Source organism: Mesorhizobium sp. M0678, assembly GCF_040320505.1.
Classification (GTDB): Bacteria; Pseudomonadota; Alphaproteobacteria; order Rhizobiales; family Rhizobiaceae; genus Mesorhizobium.
On record NZ_JAMYPT010000021.1, the window covers coordinates 68,468 to 92,934 of the forward strand.

25 protein-coding genes are annotated in these 24,467 nt (G+C 62.5%); 12 read left to right on the forward strand and 13 right to left on the reverse strand.

The genetic code is table 11. The features are described from left to right. Window positions 1-74: 74 nt before the first annotated feature. Complete coding sequence (locus NKI29_RS26960) at window positions 75-947, reverse strand: DUF2167 domain-containing protein (RefSeq protein WP_352797843.1); 873 nt, start codon at window positions 945-947, stop codon at window positions 75-77. A gap of 223 nt (window positions 948-1,170) precedes the next feature. Further along, complete coding sequence (locus NKI29_RS26965) at window positions 1,171-2,622, reverse strand: helix-turn-helix domain-containing protein (protein ID WP_352756669.1); 1,452 nt, start codon at window positions 2,620-2,622, stop codon at window positions 1,171-1,173. Window positions 2,623-2,860: 238 nt separating this feature from the next. On the opposite strand from NKI29_RS26965, the gene aceA reads away from it, so the two are divergent. Then, window positions 2,861-4,150: an isocitrate lyase gene (aceA, locus tag NKI29_RS26970; protein ID WP_352756668.1), complete on the forward strand. Its 1,290-nt coding sequence runs from the start codon at window positions 2,861-2,863 to the stop codon at window positions 4,148-4,150. A 78-nt stretch (window positions 4,151-4,228) separates the two neighbouring features. Next, a complete protein-coding gene (locus NKI29_RS26975; protein WP_023719402.1) occupies window positions 4,229-4,471 on the forward strand; it encodes an SMc00767 family acetate metabolism repressor in 243 nt (80 codons plus the stop codon). A 65-nt stretch (window positions 4,472-4,536) separates the two neighbouring features. On the opposite strand, the gene NKI29_RS26980 is transcribed toward NKI29_RS26975, so the two are convergent. Then, complete coding sequence (locus NKI29_RS26980) at window positions 4,537-4,998, reverse strand: RidA family protein (protein ID WP_352571628.1); 462 nt, start codon at window positions 4,996-4,998, stop codon at window positions 4,537-4,539. 359 nt (window positions 4,999-5,357) lie between these two features. On the opposite strand from NKI29_RS26980, the gene NKI29_RS26985 reads away from it, so the two are divergent. Next, window positions 5,358-5,819, forward strand: a complete 462-nt coding sequence (locus NKI29_RS26985; protein ID WP_502896727.1) for an ANTAR domain-containing protein — start codon at window positions 5,358-5,360, stop codon at window positions 5,817-5,819. 32 nt (window positions 5,820-5,851) lie between these two features. Here the strand turns inward: NKI29_RS26985 and NKI29_RS26990 are convergent, their stop codons facing one another. Continuing rightward, window positions 5,852-6,568: an HAD family hydrolase gene (locus NKI29_RS26990; RefSeq protein WP_352571659.1), complete on the reverse strand. Its 717-nt coding sequence runs from the start codon at window positions 6,566-6,568 to the stop codon at window positions 5,852-5,854. Between the two features lie 167 nt (window positions 6,569-6,735). On the opposite strand from NKI29_RS26990, the gene NKI29_RS26995 reads away from it, so the two are divergent. From NKI29_RS26995 to NKI29_RS27010, 4 genes are all read left to right on the forward strand, one after another. After that, the gene (locus tag NKI29_RS26995) at window positions 6,736-8,169 is read left to right on the forward strand and encodes a glutamine synthetase family protein (protein WP_352571630.1); all 1,434 of its coding nucleotides are present in this window, start codon (window positions 6,736-6,738) and stop codon (window positions 8,167-8,169) included. 49 nt (window positions 8,170-8,218) lie between these two features. Then, on the forward strand, window positions 8,219-8,587 hold the full coding sequence (locus NKI29_RS27000; RefSeq protein WP_352571631.1) for a four helix bundle protein: 369 nt from the start codon (window positions 8,219-8,221) through the stop codon (window positions 8,585-8,587). A gap of 73 nt (window positions 8,588-8,660) precedes the next feature. Beyond that, window positions 8,661-9,947, forward strand: coding sequence for an NAD(P)/FAD-dependent oxidoreductase (locus tag NKI29_RS27005; RefSeq protein WP_352571632.1), 1,287 nt, complete (start codon window positions 8,661-8,663; stop codon window positions 9,945-9,947). 260 nt (window positions 9,948-10,207) lie between these two features. Further along, window positions 10,208-11,008 carry an SH3 domain-containing protein gene (locus NKI29_RS27010; RefSeq protein WP_352797848.1) on the forward strand — a complete coding sequence of 267 codons (801 nt, stop codon included), beginning with the start codon at window positions 10,208-10,210 and terminating at the stop codon, window positions 11,006-11,008. Between the two features lie 62 nt (window positions 11,009-11,070). Here the strand turns inward: NKI29_RS27010 and NKI29_RS27015 are convergent, their stop codons facing one another. Then, a complete protein-coding gene (locus NKI29_RS27015) occupies window positions 11,071-11,817 on the reverse strand; it encodes an SDR family oxidoreductase (protein ID WP_023677438.1) in 747 nt (248 codons plus the stop codon). A gap of 274 nt (window positions 11,818-12,091) precedes the next feature. Between NKI29_RS27015 and zwf the strand changes: the two genes are divergently transcribed. From zwf to edd, 3 genes are all read left to right on the forward strand, one after another. Next, window positions 12,092-13,561, forward strand: a complete 1,470-nt coding sequence (gene zwf, locus NKI29_RS27020; protein ID WP_023677437.1) for a glucose-6-phosphate dehydrogenase — start codon at window positions 12,092-12,094, stop codon at window positions 13,559-13,561. Next, the gene (gene pgl / locus NKI29_RS27025; protein ID WP_352571634.1) at window positions 13,543-14,256 is read left to right on the forward strand and encodes a 6-phosphogluconolactonase; all 714 of its coding nucleotides are present in this window, start codon (window positions 13,543-13,545) and stop codon (window positions 14,254-14,256) included. Before zwf ends, pgl begins: the two co-directional genes overlap by 19 nt. Window positions 14,257-14,329: 73 nt before the next feature. Next, window positions 14,330-16,153, forward strand: a complete 1,824-nt coding sequence (gene edd / locus NKI29_RS27030; protein WP_352571635.1) for a phosphogluconate dehydratase — start codon at window positions 14,330-14,332, stop codon at window positions 16,151-16,153. Window positions 16,154-16,198: 45 nt separating this feature from the next. On the opposite strand, the gene NKI29_RS27035 is transcribed toward edd, so the two are convergent. The 5 genes from NKI29_RS27035 to NKI29_RS27055 all read right to left on the reverse strand — a co-directional run bounded on the left by NKI29_RS27035 (window position 16,199) and on the right by NKI29_RS27055 (window position 20,794). Then, complete coding sequence (locus NKI29_RS27035) at window positions 16,199-17,866, reverse strand: vWA domain-containing protein (protein WP_352797850.1); 1,668 nt, start codon at window positions 17,864-17,866, stop codon at window positions 16,199-16,201. A gap of 112 nt (window positions 17,867-17,978) precedes the next feature. Beyond that, complete coding sequence (locus tag NKI29_RS27040) at window positions 17,979-18,977, reverse strand: GlxA family transcriptional regulator (protein WP_023677433.1); 999 nt, start codon at window positions 18,975-18,977, stop codon at window positions 17,979-17,981. A gap of 16 nt (window positions 18,978-18,993) precedes the next feature. Continuing rightward, entirely contained in the window at window positions 18,994-19,893 is a 900-nt protein-coding gene (folD, locus tag NKI29_RS27045; RefSeq protein ID WP_352571637.1) for a bifunctional methylenetetrahydrofolate dehydrogenase/methenyltetrahydrofolate cyclohydrolase FolD, read from the reverse strand. A 37-nt stretch (window positions 19,894-19,930) separates the two neighbouring features. After that, on the reverse strand, window positions 19,931-20,065 hold the full coding sequence (locus NKI29_RS27050) for a hypothetical protein (RefSeq protein ID WP_023677431.1): 135 nt from the start codon (window positions 20,063-20,065) through the stop codon (window positions 19,931-19,933). Between the two features lie 36 nt (window positions 20,066-20,101). Next, a complete protein-coding gene (locus NKI29_RS27055; RefSeq protein ID WP_352577528.1) occupies window positions 20,102-20,794 on the reverse strand; it encodes a hypothetical protein in 693 nt (230 codons plus the stop codon). 351 nt (window positions 20,795-21,145) lie between these two features. Between NKI29_RS27055 and proC the strand changes: the two genes are divergently transcribed. Further along, window positions 21,146-21,961 (forward strand): pyrroline-5-carboxylate reductase, encoded by an 816-nt coding sequence (proC, locus tag NKI29_RS27060; RefSeq protein ID WP_352571639.1) that lies wholly within the window; start codon window positions 21,146-21,148, stop codon window positions 21,959-21,961. Window positions 21,962-21,975: 14 nt separating this feature from the next. Here proC and NKI29_RS27065 read toward each other — a convergent pair whose 3' ends face one another. The 3 genes from NKI29_RS27065 to NKI29_RS27075 all read right to left on the reverse strand — a co-directional run bounded on the left by NKI29_RS27065 (window position 21,976) and on the right by NKI29_RS27075 (window position 24,026). Continuing rightward, a complete protein-coding gene (locus NKI29_RS27065) occupies window positions 21,976-22,368 on the reverse strand; it encodes a type II toxin-antitoxin system VapC family toxin (RefSeq protein WP_023677428.1) in 393 nt (130 codons plus the stop codon). Then, a complete protein-coding gene (locus NKI29_RS27070; protein WP_352571640.1) occupies window positions 22,368-22,610 on the reverse strand; it encodes a type II toxin-antitoxin system VapB family antitoxin in 243 nt (80 codons plus the stop codon). Before NKI29_RS27070 ends, NKI29_RS27065 begins: the two co-directional genes overlap by 1 nt. 87 nt (window positions 22,611-22,697) lie before the next feature. Then, a complete protein-coding gene (locus NKI29_RS27075) occupies window positions 22,698-24,026 on the reverse strand; it encodes an NAD(P)H-dependent oxidoreductase (RefSeq protein WP_352571641.1) in 1,329 nt (442 codons plus the stop codon). 164 nt (window positions 24,027-24,190) lie between these two features. On the opposite strand from NKI29_RS27075, the gene NKI29_RS27080 reads away from it, so the two are divergent. Beyond that, on the forward strand, window positions 24,191-24,467 hold a 277-nt coding region (locus tag NKI29_RS27080), incomplete at its 3' end, for a TadE/TadG family type IV pilus assembly protein (protein WP_502894640.1).

Below are 24,467 nucleotides of genomic sequence, written 5' to 3' on the forward strand. Positions count from 1 at the left end.
TTCCGTTTGGCGCACTGATGAGCGCGCCTCGCCCCTCGCCCGGCGATGATCCGAGGCGACCTGTCGATGATGCGTTACGAGGTGCTCTTGTTGCCGCGGATAAAACGCCAGAGACCGGCCAGCGGAATCAGCAGGAGCAGGCCAAACTTTTTCAGCGCGATCAGCGCCACGACCAGAAAACCTGCTTTCGCCGCCAGCTTGCCGGCAATCAGGCCACCGACGCCAATCGCCGCAACCGTATCGACGCCCGGCACGAAATCGGCGTATGTCTTGCCGGTATTGAAGTCCGCGAGGCCAAGCACTTCATCCAGGCTTTGCCTTATCTCCGGCAATTGTTCCACCGTCGCGATATAGCTCATCACGAAAACGCCCTCCCTGCCAAGGAAACGGACGTCGTAGTTGAGCGTATGGGCGGCATCGTTGCCAAATTGCAGCTCCTTGGCCCAGTGCAGGCGCTTGTGGGCCGCGTCATAAACCGGCGGCGACGCCCAGCCGATCAGCGTAATGGGCGCATAGCCATCCTTTACCCTCTGATCGTTGCCGGAAAGAGTGTCTGACTGCATGTTGCGCAGCAGTTCATTGTAATCGATGGACGCGGCGTCGCTGTCGTCGACGTAACCGATCTTTTCCCAGCGCAGCTCTATCCCCCAATTGTTGTCGGCAATGGGATCATGGGAGACTGGAAAGATCATGCCGAGGGCATCGGAACCAGAGTCGGGCGGATTGCCCCAAGCTTCGGTGAGGACGGAGAGCGTGTCCTTCTTGTCCAGAAAATAGAACTTGTCCTTGAGGTCGAGATGGATGCCTTCGGCAAGATTTATCGCGCCGGTCTTCGGATCGATCTTGTCCAGGAACGCCTTGCCGGCATCATTATAGTGTTGATAGGAATTGAAGAAATCCGAGGACTTTTCAGCCAATGCGGGATCGGCCGAAAACGCGAGCGCCAAGCCAAGCCAAAAAACTGTCCTGCCCATCATTGATCCCCCGACCGTTGCGCAGTTCTTTTTTTTGATACCGTACCGTCAATGCTGAATCAATATTCGGCTGAATCAATATTTTGGCTGAACCAATATTTTGGCCGGCAACCGCGAACCAGCTTACTGGTTGCCGCCGCAGGAACAGATGAGGTCCTTTGGTCGAAGATTCAGCCGCAATATTGCTGGAGCCGAATCACTGGAAATCGAACGCCGACAGTCCCGTGACCATCTCGTCGAGGCCGAGCGGACGTGTAACGGGTGGCTCGGCGCGGGCGAGGCAGCCGATGCGTTCGCACAGCCGGCAGGCAGGGCCGACCGGCGTCGCCAGCGCAGCGGCGCTCTGTCCGGTCTTGCCGATGGCGGCCGGCCCCGGCAATGCCGCTCCATAGGCGACCTCGTCGCGAAAACTGATGTCGCAGCCGAGCAACAGCGCCGTGCGCCGCGGGCGCTCGGCAAACGAGCCCTGCGGCCCTTCGAGCGTGCGGGCCATGCAGAGGAACGCCGCACCGTCGGGCATTTCCACTGCCTCGACCAGGATCTGGCCGGGCTGGGCGAAGGCGGCATGGACCGGCAGCTTCGGACAGCCGCCGCCGAAGCGGCTTTGCGGAAAGCCGTGGCTGCCCGCCTTGCGGAACCGATTGCCGGCACTGTCGACCTCGAGCATGAAGAACGGCACACCCGACGCACCCGGCCGCTGCAGCGTGGTCAGCCGGTTCGCCGCCTGCTCGAAAGAGACGCCGAAGCGCGACCGCAACATGTCGATATCATAGCGGGCACGGACCGCAGCGGCGCGAAAAGGCTGATAGGGCATCATCAGAGCGTGCGCGGCATAGCGGCCGAGCTCGAAACGCGCCAGCCGGCGGGCTTCGTCCGTGGTCAGCTTCAGCACCTGGATCTCGGCAGCTACAGCGACGCTCATGCGGATCAGGCAGGCCTCCATCGCCACCTCGCGTAGTTGATCGAATGGCGACAGCCGCTCGGACAGGAACAGGCGCTGCGAGTGACGGTCGTAGCGACGGCGCCAGTTGGGCATGGTGGCGACCGGCAGCACCTTGACGACGATGCCGAATTCACGCCGCAGCCAAGCCTTCAACGCACTGAACAGATCGTCGCCGGGATCGAGCACCGACGTGAATGCCTCGGCTTCCTCTTCGAGCGCGGCAAAATGGTTCGGCCGGCGTTCGAAAATCTCATGCACCTCGTCGATCGGCAGCCTGGCACCGGAGAGGGCGGTGGCCTTGCCCTCACGCGCGAGCAGCTCGTTGATATCCGACAATCGCTCGGCCTGCTCGCGATAGGCGCGAAACAGCTTTATGACAGCGGCGGAAGCGTTGGGCGCCGCCTCGGCAAGCTCGATGAGTTCCTGGTCGCCCGGCAGTTCGCCGGCCAGCAACGGATCTGAAAACACTTCCTTCAAATCGGCGACCGACCCCCTCGCCTCGCCCTGCAATTCATGTGGGTCGACCTTGTAGACGGTTGCCAACCTCAGGATCAGTTGCACCGTCAGCGGCCGCTGGTTGCGCTCGATGAGATTGAGATAGGACGGCGAGATGCCGAGCCCTTCGGCCATCGCCGTCTGGGTCAGCCCCTTGGCGTTGCGGATGCGACGAATGCGCGGCCCGGCAAAGATTTTGTGGTCGGCCAATCGAGTTTCCTTGACAGAAATTTACATCCACCGATGGCATGGCTGTCTTTACAATCATGACAGATTTACAGCTCTCATCAGTCAAACACAACACAGGTTTTCCCTTATTTTATGACTGATCAGGAGGTTTACCTCGCTTGCGTCGTGCCGACGTGTAAATGGTGTCACACATATGGCGCACATATTTTCCCTCTGCGACGCCTTCCTAAACCGGCATCAAAACCGCCTGGAGTGATCAATGACCGACTTTTACAACCTCGTCCCGTCGGCGCCGCAAGGCCGCTTTGATGGCATCGAAAGGCCCTATTCGCCGGACGACGTGAAGCGGCTGCGCGGCTCGGTGCAGATCCGGCAGAGCCTCGCCGAAATGGGGGCAAACCGGCTGTGGCAGCTCATCCATGAAGAGGATTTCGTCAACGCGCTGGGTGCCATGTCGGGCAACCAGGCGATGCAGCAGGTGCGGGCCGGGCTGAAAGCGATCTATCTGTCAGGATGGCAGGTCGCCGCCGATGCCAACACCGCTTCCGCCATGTACCCGGACCAGTCGCTTTATCCCGCAAATGCCGCGCCCGAACTGGTCAAGCGCATAAACCGCACCTTACAGCGCGCCGACCAGATCGAGACCTCCGAAGGCAAGGGGCTGTCGGTCGACACCTGGTTCGCGCCGATCGTCGCCGACGCGGAAGCCGGCTTCGGCGGGCCGCTCAACGCTTTCGAGATCATGAAGGCGTTCATCGAGGCGGGTGCGGCCGGCGTCCATTACGAGGACCAGCTGGCTTCGGAGAAGAAATGCGGCCATCTCGGCGGCAAGGTGCTGATCCCGACCGCCGCACACATCCGCAACCTCAACGCGGCGCGGCTTGCCGCCGACGTCATGGGTACGCCGACGCTGGTCGTGGCGCGCACTGACGCGGAAGCGGCAAAGCTCCTGACCTCCGATATCGACGAACGCGACCGGCCCTTCGTCGATTATGACGCCGGCCGCACCGCGGAGGGCTTCTACCATGTCAGCAACGGCATCGAGCCCTGCATCGCCCGCGCCATCGCCTATGCGCCCTATGCCGACCTGATCTGGTGCGAGACTTCCAAGCCCGATCTGGCGCAGGCCAGGACGTTTGCCGACGGCGTGCGCAAGCATCATCCGGGCAAGCTGCTTGCCTATAATTGCTCGCCGTCTTTCAACTGGAAGAAGAATCTCGACGACGCGACGATTGCGAAATTCCAGAAGGAACTCGGCGCCATGGGTTACAAGTTCCAGTTCATTACGCTGGCCGGTTTCCACCAGCTCAATTTCGGCATGTTCGAGCTCGCCCGCGGCTACAAGGAGCGGCAGATGGCAGCCTATTCGGAACTGCAGGAGGCGGAATTCGCCGCGGAAGCCAATGGCTATACCGCCACCAAGCACCAGCGCGAGGTCGGCACCGGCTATTTCGACGCCGTCTCAATGGCGATCACCGGTGGCCAGTCTTCGACCACGGCCATGCATGGATCGACCGAGCACGCCCAATTCAGGCCGGCGGCGGAATAGCGGAACAGCAGACAAACAGAGGGAACGCCCAAGCGGGCATGGCAACACAACAGGCATGGCAACACAGGGAGAAGACCAATGGCATCGATAAGCCGCGTCAAGGAACGGGCCGAAGAGCAGGCCACAAGCATGAATGTCGATCAGCAGGCGACCATCCGCATGCTGGCGAACGATCTGCACAGGCTCAATCAGTCGGTAATGAAGGCGGTCGAGGCCGGCGTCTCGGTCGAGCTGGTGCGCTCGGCACGACACCATGGCGGCGACGGCAACTGGGGCGATCTGCTGATCCCGGTCATCGTCACGCAACGGAGCCACGACTGATGAATTCTACCGCACCGCGCCTCTTTTGAGCGCATGCTATCGCACCTTGCACGCCGCGGCTTTGCCTAATCCGGCAGAGCCGCTAATGCAACGATTTCAATGACAAGATCAGGCTGCGCAAGCGCTGCAACGCCAATAATTTCCGAGGGCGGCGGGTTGTTGTAGCTGCAGTGCTTCGGGCAGTGCACCGCAAAGAATTCGTCCAAGACGTCCAGGCGGAAATTGGGAGAGCTCAGAACACCGCCATCGGGAAATGGCCCCTTAACAAAGAAGGTCAGCCTGATGAGATGCTCGAGCGCAGTGCCAAGCTCTTCCAGATCTGATTTGATGTTGGTGAGAATCTTGCGCCACTGCGCCGCGGCATCTCCAACGGCGCCGCCACCGCTTTTGCCGATCGGATCGTAGTCGTCGGCCGTCGCGGTGTTTCCGGAAAGGTAGACAAACCCCTTTGCGCCGGTAACGACCGTACCCTTTCCCCATGGCATCAACCGGCCGTTTTTAAATTTCTTGTGAGTCACGAGTTCCATTGTCATCTCCCGTCGCCCAAAGAGACGTGCTTAGCCAACGAGGAAGGATAGTCCAGCGAGACGGTGCGACAAGCTCGCGACAGACTTGCCTCGCCTTCATCCAACCTGCGTCAATCCGGCTATGGCTGCGAGTTGATGCGTTCGCGCTGCACAGCCAAACTTCGCTGAAGCCTGCCCAGTTGCAATGGCGACTTCTCCTTTCGAGCGGCGGCAAAGAAAAGCACTTAATTTAAATTTTAATGTTTCTTGCGATATTCTCCTGATATGCCATTTCAGCTTGACATGAGCAGCGATCTCACGCCAATTACCTCCAAGTTTCAACCCTGCATTGAAACATTGAACAACGGCCTGCCCCCGCCATGTGCCCAGCGAATCGCGATATCGAGACTGCAAAACAGCTGGCTTTCGGTAGCCGGGACGTGGAGACCGGCATACTTCCGGATTTCTCGCGTGTGCTGGTGGTCGGAAAATCACCGATCAACCGGGTCGTGGTTTCAAAGATCGTCGAGCGGTCCGGCCTCAAACCGATCTCGGAAACGCCAGAAACCGCGGCAAAGGCCTTGCACGCACTGGTTCCCGGCACTGTCGTTCTCGACGGCGGAGCGGAGAACGGGGACTGCGACGCTTTGCTGTCGGGTATCGATGCACTGCGAAGGGCGTCAGGCAAATCGCTTCCGTCGGTGATCCTGCTTTCAGTCAAGACCGGCACTCCGGAGACCCTGGGCCTGTCGAGCGTCATCGATGCGGTGGTCGTCAAGCCGATCACCACCGAACGGCTGCAGCCGGTGATCGACCGGCTGGTCGGGGTCGGCCGCAACTGACTTCTACCGCGACGCGTCGACTGCAGACCTGATTAATCAATCTCGCCGATACGCTCGATCAAGCCCGGCAGTTCACCGAGATTGGCTATCTGGCGAAAGCGTGGTGCCGAGACCGGCGGCTCGACATGTTCCAGCACCCAGGTCAGATCATGCGGAACGTGGATGCCCCAACTGCCGGCTTCGATGGCCGGTACGACGTCCGATTTGAGCGAGTTGCCGACCATCATGCCCTTTTCCGGGCCGTCGCCGTGGCGGCTGAAGATGCGGCTATAGGTGGCTGCGCTCTTGTCGCTGACGATCTCGACGGCATCAAACAGCTCGCCCAGCCCGGATTGCGCGAGCTTGCGTTCCTGGTCGAACAGGTCGCCCTTGGTGATCAGCACCAGGCGGTAGGCGCCGGCCAGCTTTTCCACGGTTTCGCGCGCATGGGGAAGCGGCTCGATCGGATGGTTGAGCATCTCGCGGCCCGCGGCGAGAATTTCGGCGATAGTCGAGGCCCGCACCTGGCCGTTGGTGACCTCGATCGCCGTCTCGATCATCGACAGCGTGAACCCCTTGATGCCGAAGCCGTAGACCGCGAGGTTGCGCTTCTCGGCCTCCAGCAATCTTGCTGAAATCCGGTCCTCCTCGGCGTGATCGGCGAGCAGTGCGGCAAAGCGCTTCTCGGTCACGCGGAAGAACTGTTCGTTCTGCCACAGCGTGTCATCGGCGTCGAAGCCGATCGTCGTCAGTTTGCGGCTGTGTTGCATGGGGACCATTAATTGCAGCCTTGCGGGAGGCCGACCCTAGACCAGGAGGCTTTTATCCGGAAGTCGTTGTGTTCCCCCGGTTATCGAGGCGCACGCCAGCCGGCTCCCCTTCCCTTTCGTCGTCGGCAACGGCTATACTCCACAATCTGCAACAAATCTGGTGATTGATGCCGCCTGCAAAAAAGGAAGTCCGTCCGTCGAGCCGCGGAGGACGCGCCCGCACGCCTGCCTTCGTGAAAAACCAACGTGGCGTCAAGAACTGGAAGGAAGTCAGCGCCTGGCTGGAATGGCGCGGCATCGAAGATATCGAATGCATCACACCCGACCAGGCCGGGGTTGCGCGCGGCAAGATGATGCCATCGAAGAAGTTCACCTCCAACACCTCGCTGGCGCTGCCTTCGGCGGTGTTCATGACAACGATTTCCGGCGGCTATCCGGAGGACGGCAACGGCTTCCACTATCCGGAGGACGACGGCGACCTCAAGCTGATGCCTGACCTCTCGACGCTGACGGTGGTGCCGTGGGAGGAGGACCCTACCGCGGCGGTTATCTGCGACCTCGTCCACCAGGACGGCCGCTCGGTCGAGTTCACGCCGCGCAACGTGCTGAAGCGCGTGCTTGCCGCCTATGACAAGCGTGGGCTGAGGCCGGTCGTGGCACCCGAGATCGAGTTCTACCTGGTGCGCAAGAACCCCGATCCGGACTATCCGCTGACCCCGCCAGTAGGTCGATCGGGACGGCCGATCGGCGGCGGCGCCGGCTATTCGATCGCCGGGGTTAACGAATTCGACGAATTGATCGACGACATCTACCATTTCTCCGAAAGCCAGGGCCTGGAGATCGACACGCTGATCCACGAGGAGGGCGCCGGCCAGCTCGAAATCAATCTGCGTCACGGCGATCCGATCGAGCTCGCCGACCAGGTGTTCATGTTCAAGCGAACCATCCGCGAGGCGGCGCTCAAGCACGAGATCTACGCCACGTTTATGGCCAAGCCGATCCAGGGGCAGCCCGGTTCGGCCATGCATATCCATCAGTCGATCATCGACAAGAAGACCGGCAAGAACGTTTTTTCGGCGGAGGACGGCTCGGAGACCGAGGCCTTCTTCCATTTCATCGGCGGCATGCAGAAACATGTGCCCAACGCGCTGGTGATGTTTGCGCCCTACGTCAATTCCTACCGGCGGCTGACGCAGTCGGCCTCGGCGCCGGTCAACAACAAATGGGGCTACGACAACCGCACCACCGCCTTCCGCGTGCCCCGCTCCGACCCGGCGGCGCGGCGCGTCGAAAACCGCATCCCCTCCTCCGACGCCAACCCCTATCTGGCGCTGGCGGCATCGCTTGCCTGCGGACTGATCGGCATGACCAACAAGATCAAGGCCGAGCCGCCGGTTCTGACGACCGCCAACGAGGACCAGATCGACCTGCCGCGCAGCCTGCTCGAAGCCGTCGACCTGTTCGAGGCTGACGAAGAACTCGGCACGCTGCTCGGCAAGTCATTTGCCGCCACCTATGCGGCGATCAAGCGAGCGGAATTCGAGACCTTCATGGAAGTGATCAGCCCGTGGGAGAGGGAGTATTTGCTGCTGAATGTGTAGTAGGGGAGTAGGGGAGTAGGGGAGTAGGGGAGTAGGGGAGTAGGGACGAATGGCTGAGAAAACGGGTTCCTACAAGGATTTGATAGTCTGGCAGCAGGCAATGGACCTTGCTGTGGCCGTTTACGGCGCGGCGAAATCATGGCCCAAGGAAGAACTTTATGGACTCACCAGCCAAGTGCGGCGCGCTGCAAGCTCGGTGCCGTCGAACATTGCGGAGGGATATGGCAGAGAGATCCGAGGTTCCTATCAACAATTTCTCCGTATCGCTCAAGGATCATTGAAGGAACTGGAAACTCAGCTTCTGATCGCCGAGCGTACCGGCATCGCGCCGAAGGCGACGGCGGCTTCATTGTTGGCGAGTACCGAAAGCGTTGGGAAGCTTCTTCGCCTCCTGATCCGCAAACTGTCACCCGACTAGCTCCCTACTCCCCTACTCCCCTACTTCCCTACTTCCCTACTCCCCTACTCCCCTACTCCCCTAGCCAAGCATCATGACCTACCAATCCCCAATCTCCCCCGGCCGCTCCTGGTACGAAGACACGGCCGGGCCAAGGCCCGAATATCCGGCGCTCGATGGCGACCGGACATGCGATGTGGTGATTGTCGGCGGCGGCTTTACCGGCCTGTCGGCGGCGGCTCATCTCGCCACGACAGGCGCGGATGTCGTGCTTATCGAAACGCATCGTTTCGGTGACGGCGCATCGGGCCGCAATGGTGGCCAGCTCGGCACCGGACAACGGGCCTGGGCAGAGGAACTGGAAGCGGAATACGGCTTTTCCCGCGCCAAGGCGCTGTTCGACCTGGCCGAAGAGGCCAAGGCGCATCTGCTCGACTTTGCCGCCATGCACCAGATCGAGATCGACTATATGCCCGGCCAGATGTCGGTGGCGCACAAGAAGCGCTATGTCGACGACTACAAGGCGCATGCCGAGATCATGGCGAGCCGTTTCGGCTATCCGCACATCTCATTCATGGATGCCGCGGAGACAGCCGAGCGGCTGGGCTCGACGCATTATTTCGGCGGCACCCGCGACACCGGCACCGGCCACATCCATCCGCTGAAACTGGTCATCGGCACCGCAAAGGTGGCGGCAGAGGCCGGCGCAAAGCTATTCGAGCAGACGTCGTCAACCGGCATCACCTCCGGCGGCGGCAAGGTCAGGGTTGCGACGCCGAAGGGCACGATCGCCGCCGCTAAATGCCTGATCGGGGTCAATGCCTATGGCGGCACGCTCGAACCGGTGAGTGCCGCGCATATCATGCCGATCGGCTCGTTCATCGGCGCGACGGTACCGCTGGGAGCCGATTCCAAAGTGTTGCCGGGTGGCGAGGCGGTCGACGATTCGCGCTTCGTCGTGCGCTATTTCCGCAAATCGAAGGATGGGCGGCTGCTGTTTGGCGGCCGCGAGATCTATGCGGTCAACGATCCCAAGGACATCCACATCCACATCCGCCGGCAGATCGCCGAAATCTATCCGGCACTGAAGGACGTCGAGATCACGCATGGCTGGGGCGGCTATGTCGGCATCACCATGCCGAGAAAGCCGTTCGTGCGCGAAGTGATGCCCAATGTGACCTCGATCGGCGGTTATTCCGGCCACGGCGTCATGCTGTCGAACTTTTTCGGCAAGCTTTATGCCGAGACGGTCGCCGGCAACCGCGACCGGCTGAAGCTGATCGAGGACCTGAAAATTCCACCCTTCCCCGGCGGCCGGCGTTTGCGCGCGCCACTGCTCTTTCTTGCGCTCAACTGGTACGCGTTGCGGGACAGGATCTAACCAGACGTTGCAGAATCCTTAACCAGGGCGCAGAATTGCCGCCAAGGGCGCAGTGATGCCACAATCGCGGGCGAAAGATGATGCTCGTGGGCAGCTGAACGGGGAATTTTTTGCGGGCCTGCCCGCTTTTGGTTTGGGACCGATGCCGATCGAAATGCCGGCTCTCCGGCATGGGTCGTAAGAACATCGGCCCGCAAATGGAGGTGGCAAGTGTGAGAGAGCCCTTCAGTTTCGGCGCGCCGGAACGACGGCGCCTTGCGATGCAATTCGGTTACGATATGCGGCCGACGTTCTGGCACGGGGTCCGGTCGAACGCGCATCTGGTGATAGCCGCGCTTGGCACGGCCGCACTGCTCGGCGTTGCCGCGGTGGCACTGTGGCTGGCATTGCCGGCAAATGAGCGACAAGCGGCCGCAAGTCCTGAGCAGATCGTTCCGACCATCCCGGTCAAGACGACGAAGATCATGCCTGCCAAGGTTGCTGCGGCGCCGCGGACGACGGGCGAGGCAGATGCGGTTTCCCCAGCGGTGGCCGCAGCGGAAGCCGAGATACCAGCGCTGGCTCCCAACGATCCGCGCTGGACGGGGCCAAAGACGGCATCGGCCGCCGCCACGGCAGCATCCGACCAGCTGGCAAGCCAGACCGAGCAGGCGACCGATAAATCGTCTGCTTCGGTGGCATTCGCCGACCCGGCAGCAAAACCCGACGCTGCGGCATTGTTTGCCAAGGTCGCGGCTCCCGGCAGCTCAACGAAAAACAGCGGGCCCGATGGCGCGCAGACCGCCGCCATCCCCACGCCCAAGCCGCAACTGCCGACGCAGACCGCGAGCGAAGACGACAACAGCACCAAGGCAAAATCCGGAAGAGCCAATACTGCCGGTACCGGACGCATCCTGAGATCCGTCACCATGCGCACCGGCCCAAAAAAGAATGCGGCCGCCATTCTCACCGTGCCGGCCAAGACATCGGTGCAAGTGATGAGCTGCAAGCAATGGTGCCAAATCGTCTACAACGGCAAGCGCGGCTGGATCTACAAGAGCTACGTCAAAACCGGGGCGTAGGCCGGCAGAGCGATTGCGGGTCGCTCGCCATCAGCCGGTCCTCCGCCGGATAACCGGACCGTTCAAATACAACGCCCGCCGTCGACTTCCAGCGCCACGCCGGTGATGAAAGCCGCCTCGTCCGAAGCGAGCCAAAGCGCGGCATTGGCTATGTCGAGCGGCGTCGAAAGCCGGCCGAGCGGGATCGACGCGCGGAACTTCTCGCGGATCTCGGGTGTGTCGGCGCCCATGAATTTCGCGAGCATGCCGGTCTCGCCGGCAACTGGGCAGAGGCAGTTGACGCGGATGTTCTTCGGCGCGAGTTCCACCGCCATCGATTTGGTCGCGGTGATCGCCCAGCCCTTCGATGCATTGTACCAGGTGAGGCCGGGCCGCGGTCTGATACCGGCCGTGGAGGCCGTCGTCAGGATGACGCCACCGCCTTGCCGCTCCATCACCGGTACCACGGCAAGCGCTGCGTGGTAGATCGCCTTCATGTTGACTGACGTGATCAGGTCGAAGGTCGCCTCGTCGACTTCCAGCATGTCACCGTTGCGATGGGTATAACCGGCGTTGTTGACCATGATGTCGATGCGGCCGAAGGCGCTCATTGCAGCATGGACCATGTCGTCGAATTCGGACCGCAGCGAGACGTCGGTCTGGGTCCAGATCGCCTTTTCGCCGATCTCGCCGGCAACGCGCTCTGCGCCCTTGGCGTTCAGATCGGCGACGACTACGCGCGCGCCCTCCTCGGCAAAGCGCCTGGCCATGCCCTCGCCAAAACCCGAGGCAGCGCCGGTGATGATGGCGACCTTGTTTTTGAGGCGCATGCTTTTCTCACTCATCGTTGAAGACGATCGAAAACGCGTTTGGCGATGGCCATCGAAAGATGTGCGTCCATCGACGATTTCTCCTTTGGCTTTCGCTGCCATCCGGCTCTATGCTGCAACTGCGAACGCCCCCGGAAGCATCGCTTGCCGACAAGCCTCCGGCCAGCGCCGGTGTCAAGAGCACACGCGGATGTGACGCAATGGCACTGGCAAGTTTAAATCGATTAGATTATATCAGCCGCGTTATCGCGACCGGCGTCACAGCGGACAGACCATGACCAGCCAGATCATTCCCGTCGACCCTTTCGACTTCATCATTTTCGGCGGCACCGGCGACCTGTCGGAACGCAAGCTTCTGCCGTCGCTATACTACCGCCAGCGCGACCACCAGTTTTCCGAGCCGACGCGCATCATCGGCACATCGCGTTCGAAGATGACAGACGAGGAGTTCCAGTCTTTCGCCAGGCAGGCGATTGCCGACCACGTGAAGCCGGAAGATATCGACGCCACGGAACTGAAGACGTTCCTCGCACGGCTTTCCTATGTCCCGGCAGATGCAACCACAGGTGCCGGCTTCGACAGGCTGAAGAAGGCGATCGGCGACAGCGAACACATCCGCGCTTTCTATCTGGCGGTGGCGCCGGCACTGTTCGGCGACATCTCGCACAAGCTGAAGGAGCACGGGCTGATCACGCCGAATTCGCGCATCGTGCTGGAAAAGCCGATCGGCCGCGATCTAGCTTCGGCGCGCGCGCTCAACGACCTGGTCGGCGACGACTTCCATGAAAGCCAGATTTTCCGCATCGATCACTATCTCGGCAAGGAGACGGTCCAGAATTTGATGGCGCTGCGCTTTGCCAACGCGCTCTACGAGCCGCTTTGGAATTCCGCCAATGTCGATCATGTGCAGATCACCGTGGCCGAGACAGTCGGCCTGGAAGACCGCGTCACTTATTACGACAAGGCCGGCGCATTGCGCGACATGGTGCAGAACCACATGCTGCAACTGCTCTGCCTCGTCGCCATGGAGGCGCCGTCGTCGATGGACGCCGATGCCGTCCGTGACGAAAAGCTGAAGGTGCTGCGGGCGCTGAAGCGCATCAACGGCAACGAAGCGCCGAAGCACACGGTGCGCGGACAATACCGTGCCGGCGCCTCGGCCGGCGGGCCGGTGAAAGGCTATGTCGAGGAGCTCGGCAAGTACAGCAACACCGAGACTTTCGTTGCGCTCAAAGCCGAGATCGGCAACTGGCGCTGGGCGGGCGTGCCGTTCTATCTCCGGACCGGCAAGCGGCTGGCGACGCGCGTTTCGGAGATCGTCATCGAATTCAAGCCGATCCCGCATTCGATCTTCGGCGAGAGCGCCGGGCCGATCTCCGCCAACCAGCTGGTCATCAGGCTGCAGCCCGACGAGGGCGTCAAGCAGTTCATCATGATCAAGGATCCGGGGCCGGGCGGCATGCGGCTGCGCCAGATTCCGCTCGACATGAGTTTTGCGCAATCCTTCGACGGCCGCGCCCCCGATGCCTATGAGCGGCTGATCATGGACGTCATCCGTGGCAACCAGACGCTGTTCATGCGCCGCGACGAGGTCGAGGCGGCGTGGAAATGGATCGACCCGATCCAGGACGCCTGGGAAAGCGGCAGGCAAGAGGCGCAAGGCTACACCGCCGGCACATGGGGCCCCTCGGCCTCGATTGCGCTGATCGAACGCGACGGGCGGACATGGCACGAGAGCAATTAGGCGGCGCCTACAACTGGCACGAATTTGCCGGACGCCAGGAGTTGGCGACAGCGCTTGCCGGCCACGTCGCCGGCCGTCTCTCAAAGGCGATCGCCGAGCGCGGCATGGCGCTGCTTGCGGTCTCGGGCGGCACGACGCCGGCGAAATTCTTCGCGGCGCTTTCGACCGTTCCGATCGCCTGGGAAAAGGTGACGATAACATTGGTCGACGAGCGCTTCGTGCCGCCCTCATCGCCGCGCTCCAATGCCGGCCTGGTTGCCGCCAACCTGCTGCAGAACGCGGCCGCCGCCGCGAATTTCGTGCCGCTCTACCACGCCGCGGCAACGATCGAGGGTGCAGCGGTCTCCGACAGTGAGGCGCTGCAAGTGCTGCCCTGGCCACTCGACGTTGTTGTGCTAGGCATGGGAACTGATGGCCACACCGCCTCGTTCTTTCCGGATGCCGACAACCTGGCAAGATTGCTCGATCCGTCGTCGCAAAGGATCGTGCTTCCGGTTCACGCGGCAAGTGCCGGCGAGCCACGGCTGACGCTGTCACTGGCGCGGATCATCAATGCCGCCTTCATCGCGCTGCATATCGAGGGCGCGGAAAAACGCACCGCATTCGAGGCCGCGCTTGGAGTTGGAGCACGAAAGCCCATTCGCGCCGTGCTCGATGCCACTCAAAAGCCCGTAGAGGTTTTCTGGGCACCCTGATCTCAACTTGGCTGCAGGTCCCGGCAACAGCCGGAAGGTGTTTGCGGGACCTCGCCTGAAAGGACCGACCGCCATGACCGCAAGACGCGATATCGAAGCCATCACCCAGCGCATCCGTGAGCGCTCCAAGCCCGGTCGCGAGGCCTATCTCGGCCGCATCGCCGAAGCCTCGAACCGCACCGCCAACCGGGCCGTGCTGTCCTGCGGCAACCTGGCCCACGGCTTTGCCGTCTGCAGCCCTTCCGAAAAGGTAGCGCTTGGCGGGGACCGGGTACCGAATCTCGGCATTATCACCTCCTATAACGATATGCTGTCGGCACATCAGCCTTTCGAGACGTTTCCGGCGCTGATCAAGGATGCGGCGCGCGAGGCCGGCGGCATCGCCCAGGTGGCCGGCGGCGTGCCGGCGATGTGCGACGGCGTCACCCAGGGCCAGCCCGGAATGGAGCTGTCGCTGTTCTCGCGCGACGTGATCGCCATGGCCGCGGCAATCGGCCTGTCGCACAACATGTTCGATGCCGCCGTCTATCTCGGCGTCTGCGACAAGATCGTGCCCGGGCTGGTGATCGCGGCGCTGACCTTCGGTCATCTGCCGGCGGTCTTCATCCCGGCCGGGCCGATGACGACCGGCATTCCGAACGACGAAAAGGCCAAGATCCGCCAGCTCTATGCCGAGGGCAAGGCCGGGCGGGCCGAACTGCTCGAAGCCGAATCAAAATCCTATCACGGGCCGGGAACCTGCACTTTCTACGGTACCGCCAATTCCAACCAGATGCTGATGGAGATCATGGGCCTGCACACGCCTGGCGCTTCCTTCGTCAATCCCGGCACGCCGCTGCGCGACGCGCTGACCAGGGAAGCGACGAAGCGGGCGCTGGCGATCACCGCGCTCGGCAACGCCTACACGCCGGTCGGGCGGATGATCGACGAGCGCTCGATCGTCAACGGCATCGTCGGCCTGCACGCCACCGGCGGTTCGACCAACCACACCATCCACCTGATCGCTATGGCAGCGGCGGCCGGCATCGCCATTACCTGGCAGGACATCTCCGACATCTCGGAAGCGGTGCCGCTGCTGGCGCGGGTCTATCCGAACGGCCTTGCCGATGTGAACCATTTCCACGCCGCCGGCGGGCTCGGCTTCCTGATCCGCGAACTGCTCGACGCAGGCATCCTGCACGAGGATGTGCAGACGGTGTGGGGCGAAGGGCTGCGCCCCTACGCGGTCGAGGCCAGGCTCGGCGCCGACGGCGGCGTCGTGCGCGAGGCTTCGCCGCGCGAGAGCGGGGACGAGAAGGTGCTGGCGCCGTTCAAGAAGGCGTTCCAGCCGAGCGGCGGTCTGAAAGTGCTTTCGGGCAATCTCGGCCACGCCGTCATCAAGACATCGGCGGTCAAGCCGGAGCGGCGCGTCATCGAGGCGCCGGCCAAGGTGTTCGACAGCCAGCAAGGCCTGAACGAGGCGTTCAAGGCGGGGTCGCTGACCGGCGACTTCATCGCCGTCATTCGGTTCCAGGGACCGAAGGCCAACGGCATGCCGGAATTGCACAGGCTGACCACCGTGCTCGGCATCCTGCAGGACCGCGGCCAGCATGTGGCGTTGGTCACCGACGGCCGCATGTCGGGCGCTTCAGGCAAGGTGCCAGCGGCGATTCACGTGACGCCGGAAGCGGCGGAGGACGGGCCTATCGCCAGGATCCATGACGGCGATATCATCAGGCTCGACGCCGAGGCCGGGACGCTGGAGGTACTGGTGCCAGCCGGCGATTTCGCACTGCGCCGCCCCGCGGACAGCGACCTCATAGGCAATGAATTCGGCTTCGGCCGCGAGCTTTTCGCCGGGTTCCGGCAGTTGGTGGGACGCGCCGACCATGGCGCCAGCGCCTTCGGTACGGCGTGACTTTTCGACCATGGAAGAGCGGCTGGTGGCCGCTCTCCCTTAGATCTACTGAACGGTCAGCTCGGCTCGCGCGCCGGCCCTGACCGTTACCGTGCCTTGCCTCGAGCTGTTGTCCGATTTCTCCGAAACCACCGCGTAGTCGCCGGCCGACAGAGTGGCTTGATACTTCTGGTCGTAGGCGTAGCCGACCGACTTGCGGGTTCCGTCGATGGCCTTCCTGGCCTCGAATATCTCGATCTTCGAGGCCCCTGGCGCGGTTATCGTCAGCATGCCGGCGTTCATCGCGATCTTCAGATCCTGATGGTCGCCAACCTTGACGCTGAACGGCTGCTCGGCCACCGCAAGGTCGACCGTCGCGACCATTACATAATCGTCGGGCGGCAGATCGAACTTGCTGTCCGGACCGTAGGCATAAGTCACCTCCTGCCTGGTTCCGTCGATGTTCTTTTTCGCCTGGAGCACTTTGAAGCCAACGCCCGAACCCTCGGCCTTGTCGCCGCCGGCAGCATAATAGGCGTTGGCGACGATACGCCCGACGCCGACGATAATGTCCTTGTCGATGACCCTGCCGGCGGCAAGCGGGATCGTCTCGATAACCATGCCCTGGCCGATCGTGACCGTCACCTTCTGGTCACCGGCCGGCAGCACGACTTTCGTGTCACCGTAATAGGTCGGCGGGGTGTCGACGCCGGGATAGCCGATTACGACAGCCGCGCCGTCATCAACGTCCGCTCCTTCGCTTGGCCGCGGGTGGATGACCAGCGTGCCGGCATTCAGGTTGAAGTGCGGTTTGGCGACCTGGCCAGGCTCTATCTTGATCTTCTGTTCGGCCCTGGCCTCGCCGGCACGCGCGACGACGATATAGTCGCCCGGCTCCAGATTGCCCTTGTAGGTGCCATATTCGGTGGTGACGGGATCGCCGCGCGTGCCGTCGGAATTCGCCTTGTAGATCTCCCAGGCATTGCCGTCGGTGACGGGATCGCCACCCTCGGCAAGCGCGACGGTGGGCACGAAATTGGACTCCGCCGGCTGGGCGGGCGCCGGCTGGGGAGCAGGCTGCGGGGCGGGAGTCGGTTCAGGGGCGGGTGGCGGAGGCGCAACGGTCTCGACGAGGGCGTCCTGCAATGCCTTTTCATCCGACGCTTCGATATATTTGCCGCCGGTATTGTCGGCGAGGCAACCGACATGCTTGCCCTCGGCCGCCGTCAGGCCGAAGCCGACGACATTGATGGTGAAGTCGACGCCAGCAGCCTCCAGTTCCTTGCCGAGCGCACAGGGATCGCCGCTACATGTCTCGATGCCATCGGTGATGAGAACGACCGTCGCCTTGTCCTCGGTGTATTTCAATGCTTCCGCCGCTTGCTTGACCGCAGCGGTCAGCGGCGTCTTGCCCTGAAATTTCAAGCTGTCGGCCGCGGCTGAGATCGCACTTGCCGAGCCTGCCTGCGGTGGCACGATGAGTTCGATGTCGTCGCAACTGGCCTTCTCGCGATGGCCATAGGCCATGAAGCCTATTTCCTCCTCGGCCGGGACCGATTGCAGCACGTTCCGCAGCGATTGACGGGCGATTTCGAGCTTGGGCTTGCCGTCGATCTGCGCCCACATAGAGCCGGAGGCATCGAGAATGACGATGACGCGATCGGCGGCGAAGCCGAACCCCGTCGTCCACAGCAACAGGGCGGCCGCAGCGACGCTCTGCACAAATCCCGCCATCAAAAATCTCCCCCGTCAGTCGCCGCCGCTCGGCGCCGGAAAGCTATTTGACGCCGGGTCGCGACACAAGCCCGGACGGAGTACGAAGCTGCGTCGCCTCTCTGCCAAACCCTCAATACGCCGTGCGGCGTTCCTCGGAAGGCGGCCGGCCGAATTGCAGCCGGTAGCTCTGGGCAAAATAGGAATGCGAGGTGAAGCCGGTGGCGATTGCCACGTCGAGGATCGGCATGTTTGTCTGGCGCAGCAATTCGCGCGCCCGCTCGAGCCTGAGCCGCATATAATAGCGCCCGGGCGTCACACTGAGATGGCGCAGGAACAGGCGCTCGACCTGGCGCACCGACAGGCCCGCCGACTTGGCGAGTTGCACCGCCGACAGCGGCTCGTCGAGATGGTCGGCCATCAGCTCGACGATGCGGCGCAGCTTCTCCGACTTGCCGGTCAGGTCGCGTTCCGGGCCGACGCGCTGGCGGTCCCCGGCCGAGCGGATGCGCTCATGCTGGAACTGGTTGGCGACGCCATTGGCGAGGCTCGAGCCGAAATCACCGCGCACGATCTCCAGCATCAGGTCGATCGATGTGGTGCCGCCGGCGCAGGTGTAGCGCTTGCGGTCGATCTCGAAGACGTTGCCGGTGCAGTTGATGTCCGGAAAGCGTTCGAGGAAGCCGGCGCGGTTTTCCCAATGGATGGTGCAGCGATAGCCATCGAGCTGGCCTGCTTCGGCAAGCAAATAGGAGCCGACCGAAAGCGCGCCGAGCGCATTGCCGCGCCGGCCCCAACTGCGCAGCGCTGCCAGCACCTTGCTCTTGCCGGGAAATTCCGTCGTCAGCCCGACCGAGACGAACAGGATATCGACCGGCGGCAGATCGGCAACCGCGTAGTCGATCTTGAGCGGCAGGCCGTTGGACGCCATGACGGCGTCGCCGTCGGCCGACACCGTAGTCCAGCCATAGAAATCGCGGCCGAGCAGCCGGTTCGCCGACCGGAACGTGTCGATTGCCGCGGCCAGCGAGAACATGGAGAACTTGTCGACCAACAGAAACCCGAACTGCCGCCCGCCCTGAACGGGATCATTGGTGACCGGCCGTTCTAAGGGAACAGTGAGGTTCGGCAAGGACGCTGCTTTCTGGTCAGAAGGAAGGCCGTTCCAATCCGGCTGCGAGATAGGCGGAAGCTAGCGTGTTGGCCATCAGCATGGCAATGGTCATCGGTCCGACGCCGCCAGGCACCGGCGTGATGGCGCCGGCCGTCTTCGCCGCCTCGGCAAAGGCGACGTCGCCGACGAGGCGCGTCTTGCCTTCGCCCTTTTCAGGTGCGGCGACGCGGTTGATGCCGACATCGATGACGGTGGCGCCAGGCTTGACCCAGTCGCCGCGGACCATTTCAGACCGGCCGACGGCGGCGACCAGAATATCGGCGGTGCGGGCAAGCGCCGGCAGGTCCCTGGTCCGGCTGTGTGCGATGGTGACGGTGCAGTTGGCGGCAAGCAGAAGATTGGCCATCGGTTTGCCGACGATGTTCGAACGCCCGACGACGACCGCATTGAGACCGGACAGGTCCTTGCCGCGCACCCGTTCGATCAGCAGCATCGAGCCGGCCGGCGTGCAAGGCACGAAGGCGGTCTCGAGTTCGCCGGTGCCGAGCTTGCCGACATTGATGAAGTGGAAGCCGTCGACATCCTTCTCCGGCGCGATGGTCTGGATGATCTTGCCGGAATCGATATGGCCGGGAAGCGGAAGCTGCACGAGGATGCCGTTGATGGCCGGATCGGCGTTGAGCTGGCCGATGATCTTCAACAGGTCCGGCTCGGAGGTTTCGGCCGGCAGCGTGTGCTGAACCGAATGGAAGCCGCATTCCTTGGCGGTGCGGGATTTGGAGGCGACATAGACTTGGCTCGCCGGATCCTCGCCGACGATGACCACGGCGAGACCGGGCTGCCGTCCACCCTTTTCCGCCAGTTCGGCGGTCAGGGCCTTGACCCGCCGCACCACGTCTTCGGCGACGCTTTTTCCGTCAATCAACTCAGCCATGAACCACCCTCGACGCCTATCGCGTAAGCCTGCCGCGTTAAAACATCCATGCGGCGCGCTCCAGATATCTTTTATGCAGGCCGTTGCCCAGAACCATGCGCTGCGGGCGGACATGCAGCGCGGCATTTTCACGAAAATCGAGCCGGGCAATCCCGTCAATGCGCCGTCCCATGCCGTTAACTCGAAACCGGCATGTTTTATTCGACGCTCAGAAATAGCGGCGGCGCGCGCGGTTTTCGGTGAGCTCGCGAACGACCTCGCGGAATTCGCGCAGGCTGGCGCGGATTTCCTCGATCTGGCTTTGCTGATCGGCGGCTTCCGAGGCCTGATTTGCCTTCCTCGACCAGGCCTGAGTATGGGCCGAATGCGGCGGCGTGGGTTGCTGCGGATAAGGTGCCCGACCGGCATAGAGCGGCTGCGGGTGGAACGCAGGTGGCATCGCTGCGGTGGAATTTGTCGCGGCGGAAGTCTCACCGGACGCCATCTCCTCCGGCGCTCTGCCAGGCATGAGCCGGCTCAGCGCCGACAACACGGCACCGATCGGACCAGGACGTTTGGTACGCGCGATCTCGACCGGCAGAGCAGGAGGCGGCGCTGCCCGATATGCTGGGCGATCGGCGGAACCGGCATCGGGGCCGCCAAGGGAGCCAGCGGGGACGAAAAACCGATCGGCAGCTGCAGCCTCTTCCATCAGCATGGTGCCGGCCTTTGGCTCATCAGGACGGGGCTGGGTAATGCCGGCGGCTGCCAACAGGATCGTGCTGGCACGCGCTTCGCGGCGCGAGCGGGCAAGACGATGGCGTGTGGCGGCATCCTCGCGCCATAACCGGCCTGCGCGGTCCTCTAGCGAAACCAGCGATGCTTCGTCCTCGCCGCGCACCGCCTCGACGAGCGACAGCAAGGACCGCTCGTTCCTCCGGTGTTCACGATTATCCCTGTAAGCCATGATTCCTCGAGCTTTCCCCTCGGGCTGGGACGTAGCGACCGTTCCTGGTTAAGCGATGCTAAACAGGCATAGGAAATAAAAGGTTAATTTGGTCGGCCCACCCCTGCGCGACTACATGCGCATCCCAACCGCAAGGAGAACATCTGTCCCGGCGATTTCTTCATTGATAATGTGGTGTTGCTGGCCTGAGCAAGTATCGTTGCGACCGATCTCAGTCCGGGAATTCCGCGTGATCACAGTCCCAACAGGGGCTTCCCCGCCCTGCCGCGAACGTCTATGGGAAGCCATCTCTATGGGAGGCTTTCGATGACGATCAGGCTTGTTCTCGCCGGTTGCGGCAATATGGGCTACGCCATGCTCTCGGGCTGGCTGAAAGCCGGCAAGCTGGCTCCGGCTGCGGTGTTTGTGGTCGAGCCCAATGCCGAGTTGCGCAAGCGTGCCGAAGCGCTGGGCTGCGCTGCCGGCGCGGATGCCGGCGCCATCCCGGCGGACGCCGTGCCGACCCTCGTCGTCATTGCGGTCAAGCCGCAGGTGATCCGCGACGTGACGGCCGGCTACATCCGCTTCAATGATGGCCGGACCACCTTCCTCAGCATCGCCGCCGGGACACCCGTCGCTACGTTCGAAGGTATTCTCGGCGACCGCGCGCCGATCGTGCGCTGCATGCCCAACACGCCGGCGGCGATCGGCAAGGGCATGATGGTGGTGTTTTCCAACAGCCTGGTTTCCGACGACACCAAGCGTTTTGTTGCCGACCTGCTTTCGGCGAGCGGGCAAGTGGCCGATATCGACGACGAAGCCCTGATGGATGCGGTGACGGCAGTCTCCGGGTCGGGGCCGGCCTATATCTTCCATTTCATCGAAGCGCTGACCGTGGCCGCCGAGAAAGCCGGCCTGCCGACGGGGACTGCCAAGCTCTTGGCCATGCAGACGGTCTACGGCGCCGCCTCGCTGGCCGCCGAAAGCGGCGAGGAGCCCGGCGTGCTCAGACAGCAGGTGACCAGCCCCAACGGCACCACGGCTGCCGCCCTTGCCGTGCTGATGGGCGAGGACCGTCTGACGCGCCTGCTCACCGAGGCGGTGGAAGCGGCGCGGCTGCGGTCTATCGAGCTCGGGAAGTAACAGCCGGTTGCGGATTACGCGAGGTCGGTATGCGAAAAGTCGTTGCCCTTGTAGAGCAGTGCGGAGCCATGACTTTTTGCGCAGGCATAAGAAAGGCAGTCGGCTAAGTTGAGCTGGGCGGGATGTCCGCGCCCCTTTCCGTAGTCTGAAAATGCCTGGATCGCGAGCTTGGCATCGCTGGCGTCGATCGGCACAATTTCGATTTCGGCCTCGCGAAGAAACGCCTCTATCGCATCTCCGGCGACAACCGGCGGCACGGCAAGCATCGTCGAAAGCCGCATCGCCGCTTCAAGCACCACCAACGCCGAAGTTATTCTCGCGGGCGCTGCCTCAATGCGATTACTCAACTCGCGGGCATCCTCTTCGCCTGAAAGAATCGCGACAACCACGGAGGTGTCGATGAACATCAGGGATGGCCCCACATCTCATCGATCTCATCCTTCGTCACAGCCCGACCACCTTGGCCTGCCTTGGCCTTGAAGTCGTTGGCAATGGCAGCAAGCCGCTCAGCCAGGGGAATGCGTCCGCTCTCCCGCTTCAACTCGGATTCAAGCGCTTCGATGACCGCTTCGGTCATCGAAATCTTGCGTTTGGCAGCAAGCTCTCGCGCCAGTTCGCGTGCGCGCGGGTCCCTGATCTGAAGATTCATGTGATCGCCTCCGCCTTCATCGTCAATACAATATAGAGAGTTGTAATGACAATGCCAGTAGGCCCGGCCAAAGGCCACCGCGACAGCTCACCGGTCGACAGCGTCACGCCCATACAGCATCTCGTCCTGCAGCCGGCGCAAGGCGAACAGCCCGGTCGTCGGGTCGGGCGCGGCATTGTCGGCGGTGAGCAATTCGCCTTTCCTCACCGGTTTCAGCACCTTGCCGCCTTCGAGCAGACCGACCGGCACGGCGCGATGGGCGCGGGCTTCTTCGACGGTCATGGTCCAGGAGCGGTAGCAGGTCTCGCCGATCGCGTCGAAAACCTCGCCTGCCGCCAGATCGCGCTTGGCCACCGCGCAGACCTCTGCCACCGGCCGCGGCAGCGGCACCATGTCGGGCTTGCCGTAAAGCGCGATGCGAGCGGCCGTCAGCGGCACTTCCAACGAGGTCAGATGGTAGGGCCTGAAGAAGCTGTAATAGGGACCGTGGCCGATATGCAGATCGTCCATGCGCTCGATGATGCGCGGATGCGTCGCCTCGACGATGACGAAGACACCGGGCGCCACGCCCTTGCCGACGGTGTAGTCGACGACGCCCTTCTTCGACAGAATGCCGCCCTGCTCGCGCGGGATCAGCACCTTGACCAGCTCGTCGCGATCGGCCTTGGGGCCGTGCATGCCGGGAACGTCGGGCACCAGCCCGGTGGCGTTGGCAATGGCGCACATCTCGACCATGGTTTTCGAGCCGTCGACGAACTCGACCAGCATGCGCGGATTCATGTTGCGGCGCAGCGCCTCCTCGCGGTAGTCGTCGGGAACGGCGTCGTGGTTGAGCGGGTTGTTCTTGCCCTTGCCGGCGGAGACGATGGTGTAGCCGAGCGCCGAGGCGAACTCGATCAGCTCCATGCAGCTCGACGGCTCGTCGCCGGCACCGACCGAATAGACGACGCCGAGCCGGTCGGCCTGCTGCTTCAGATAACAGCCGATGGTGACGTCGGCCTCGACATTCATCATCACCAGATGCTTGCCGTGCTGCATCGCCATCAGGTCGAAATCGGCGGCGACCCCGGGCTTGCCGGTGGCATCGATGACGACATCGATAAGCGGATTGGTGACCAGCATTTCGTTCGAGGTGACGGCGATCTTGCCGCTTTCGATCGCCTGGCTGACCTTCGAAGCGCTGTCCGCTTCGGCTGCCATCGCCTGGTCGCCATAAGCAATGCGGATGGCGTCACGCGCCGTATGCGGGCGGCGCGTCGAGATCGCGCAAACCGAAATGCCCGGCATCAGCATGCCTTGCGTCACCAGGTCGGTGCCCATCTCGCCCGAACCGATAACGCCGATGCGCACCGGGCGGCCTTCCGCGGCGCGCTTGGCAAGATCGCGGGCAAGCCCGGTCAAGGCGACATTGGTCATACTGGAAACGTCCACTGCTTTTTGATTTGAAGCGGGAATAGCAGGGAACGGCAACCCATTGCCAATCGAAACCGGCCGCGGCGGTCTTTTCTTGCGCATGACCCCGGAAACCAGAATTGTTCCTATGAAGACATGCACCCGGCCGAAGGACTAACGAGGGTCCTGTGGCGCCAAAGGCCCGCGTTGAAGCGGCGGAACGGGCCGTTAAGCCTGGATGGATCGCAGCCAAGAAATGTACGGAAATTCTTAGTCATTCTTTTATGCAATCCTGCTTTGATAGGGAAATGGACTGGCGTGCCCGCATTTTTAGGTGTTTTTTCCGCGCTATGCGACCGATCGGCGAGAGCGGCAACGTTGCTACTATTTTTGCTCTGTCTTTGCCGATTGTCGTCGGCGGTGCGGGCCTCGGTATCGAGACTTCCTATTGGTATTACAGCAGCC

Excerpts from the sequence above, each read along its gene's own strand:
- aceA (WP_352756668.1), top strand. The coding sequence starts at position 2,861 with ATGACCGACTTTTACAACCTCGTCCCGTCGGCGCCGCAAGGCCGCTTT.
- NKI29_RS26975 (WP_023719402.1), top strand. The coding sequence starts at position 4,229 with ATGGCATCGATAAGCCGCGTCAAGGAACGGGCCGAAGAGCAGGCCACA.
- NKI29_RS26980 (WP_352571628.1), bottom strand. The coding sequence starts at position 4,998 with ATGGAACTCGTGACTCACAAGAAATTTAAAAACGGCCGGTTGATGCCA.
- NKI29_RS26985 (WP_502896727.1), top strand. The coding sequence starts at position 5,358 with ATGTGCCCAGCGAATCGCGATATCGAGACTGCAAAACAGCTGGCTTTC.
- NKI29_RS26990 (WP_352571659.1), bottom strand. The coding sequence starts at position 6,568 with ATGCAACACAGCCGCAAACTGACGACGATCGGCTTCGACGCCGATGAC.
- NKI29_RS26995 (WP_352571630.1), top strand. The coding sequence starts at position 6,736 with ATGCCGCCTGCAAAAAAGGAAGTCCGTCCGTCGAGCCGCGGAGGACGC.
- NKI29_RS27000 (WP_352571631.1), top strand. The coding sequence starts at position 8,219 with ATGGCTGAGAAAACGGGTTCCTACAAGGATTTGATAGTCTGGCAGCAG.
- NKI29_RS27005 (WP_352571632.1), top strand. The coding sequence starts at position 8,661 with ATGACCTACCAATCCCCAATCTCCCCCGGCCGCTCCTGGTACGAAGAC.
- NKI29_RS27010 (WP_352797848.1), top strand. The coding sequence starts at position 10,208 with ATGCAATTCGGTTACGATATGCGGCCGACGTTCTGGCACGGGGTCCGG.
- NKI29_RS27015 (WP_023677438.1), bottom strand. The coding sequence starts at position 11,817 with ATGCGCCTCAAAAACAAGGTCGCCATCATCACCGGCGCTGCCTCGGGT.
- zwf (WP_023677437.1), top strand. The coding sequence starts at position 12,092 with ATGACCAGCCAGATCATTCCCGTCGACCCTTTCGACTTCATCATTTTC.
- pgl (WP_352571634.1), top strand. The coding sequence starts at position 13,543 with ATGGCACGAGAGCAATTAGGCGGCGCCTACAACTGGCACGAATTTGCC.
- edd (WP_352571635.1), top strand. The coding sequence starts at position 14,330 with ATGACCGCAAGACGCGATATCGAAGCCATCACCCAGCGCATCCGTGAG.
- NKI29_RS27035 (WP_352797850.1), bottom strand. The coding sequence starts at position 17,866 with ATGGCGGGATTTGTGCAGAGCGTCGCTGCGGCCGCCCTGTTGCTGTGG.
- folD (WP_352571637.1), bottom strand. The coding sequence starts at position 19,893 with ATGGCTGAGTTGATTGACGGAAAAAGCGTCGCCGAAGACGTGGTGCGG.
- NKI29_RS27050 (WP_023677431.1), bottom strand. The coding sequence starts at position 20,065 with ATGGGACGGCGCATTGACGGGATTGCCCGGCTCGATTTTCGTGAAAAT.
- proC (WP_352571639.1), top strand. The coding sequence starts at position 21,146 with ATGACGATCAGGCTTGTTCTCGCCGGTTGCGGCAATATGGGCTACGCC.
- NKI29_RS27065 (WP_023677428.1), bottom strand. The coding sequence starts at position 22,368 with ATGTTCATCGACACCTCCGTGGTTGTCGCGATTCTTTCAGGCGAAGAG.
- NKI29_RS27070 (WP_352571640.1), bottom strand. The coding sequence starts at position 22,610 with ATGAATCTTCAGATCAGGGACCCGCGCGCACGCGAACTGGCGCGAGAG.
- NKI29_RS27075 (WP_352571641.1), bottom strand. The coding sequence starts at position 24,026 with ATGACCAATGTCGCCTTGACCGGGCTTGCCCGCGATCTTGCCAAGCGC.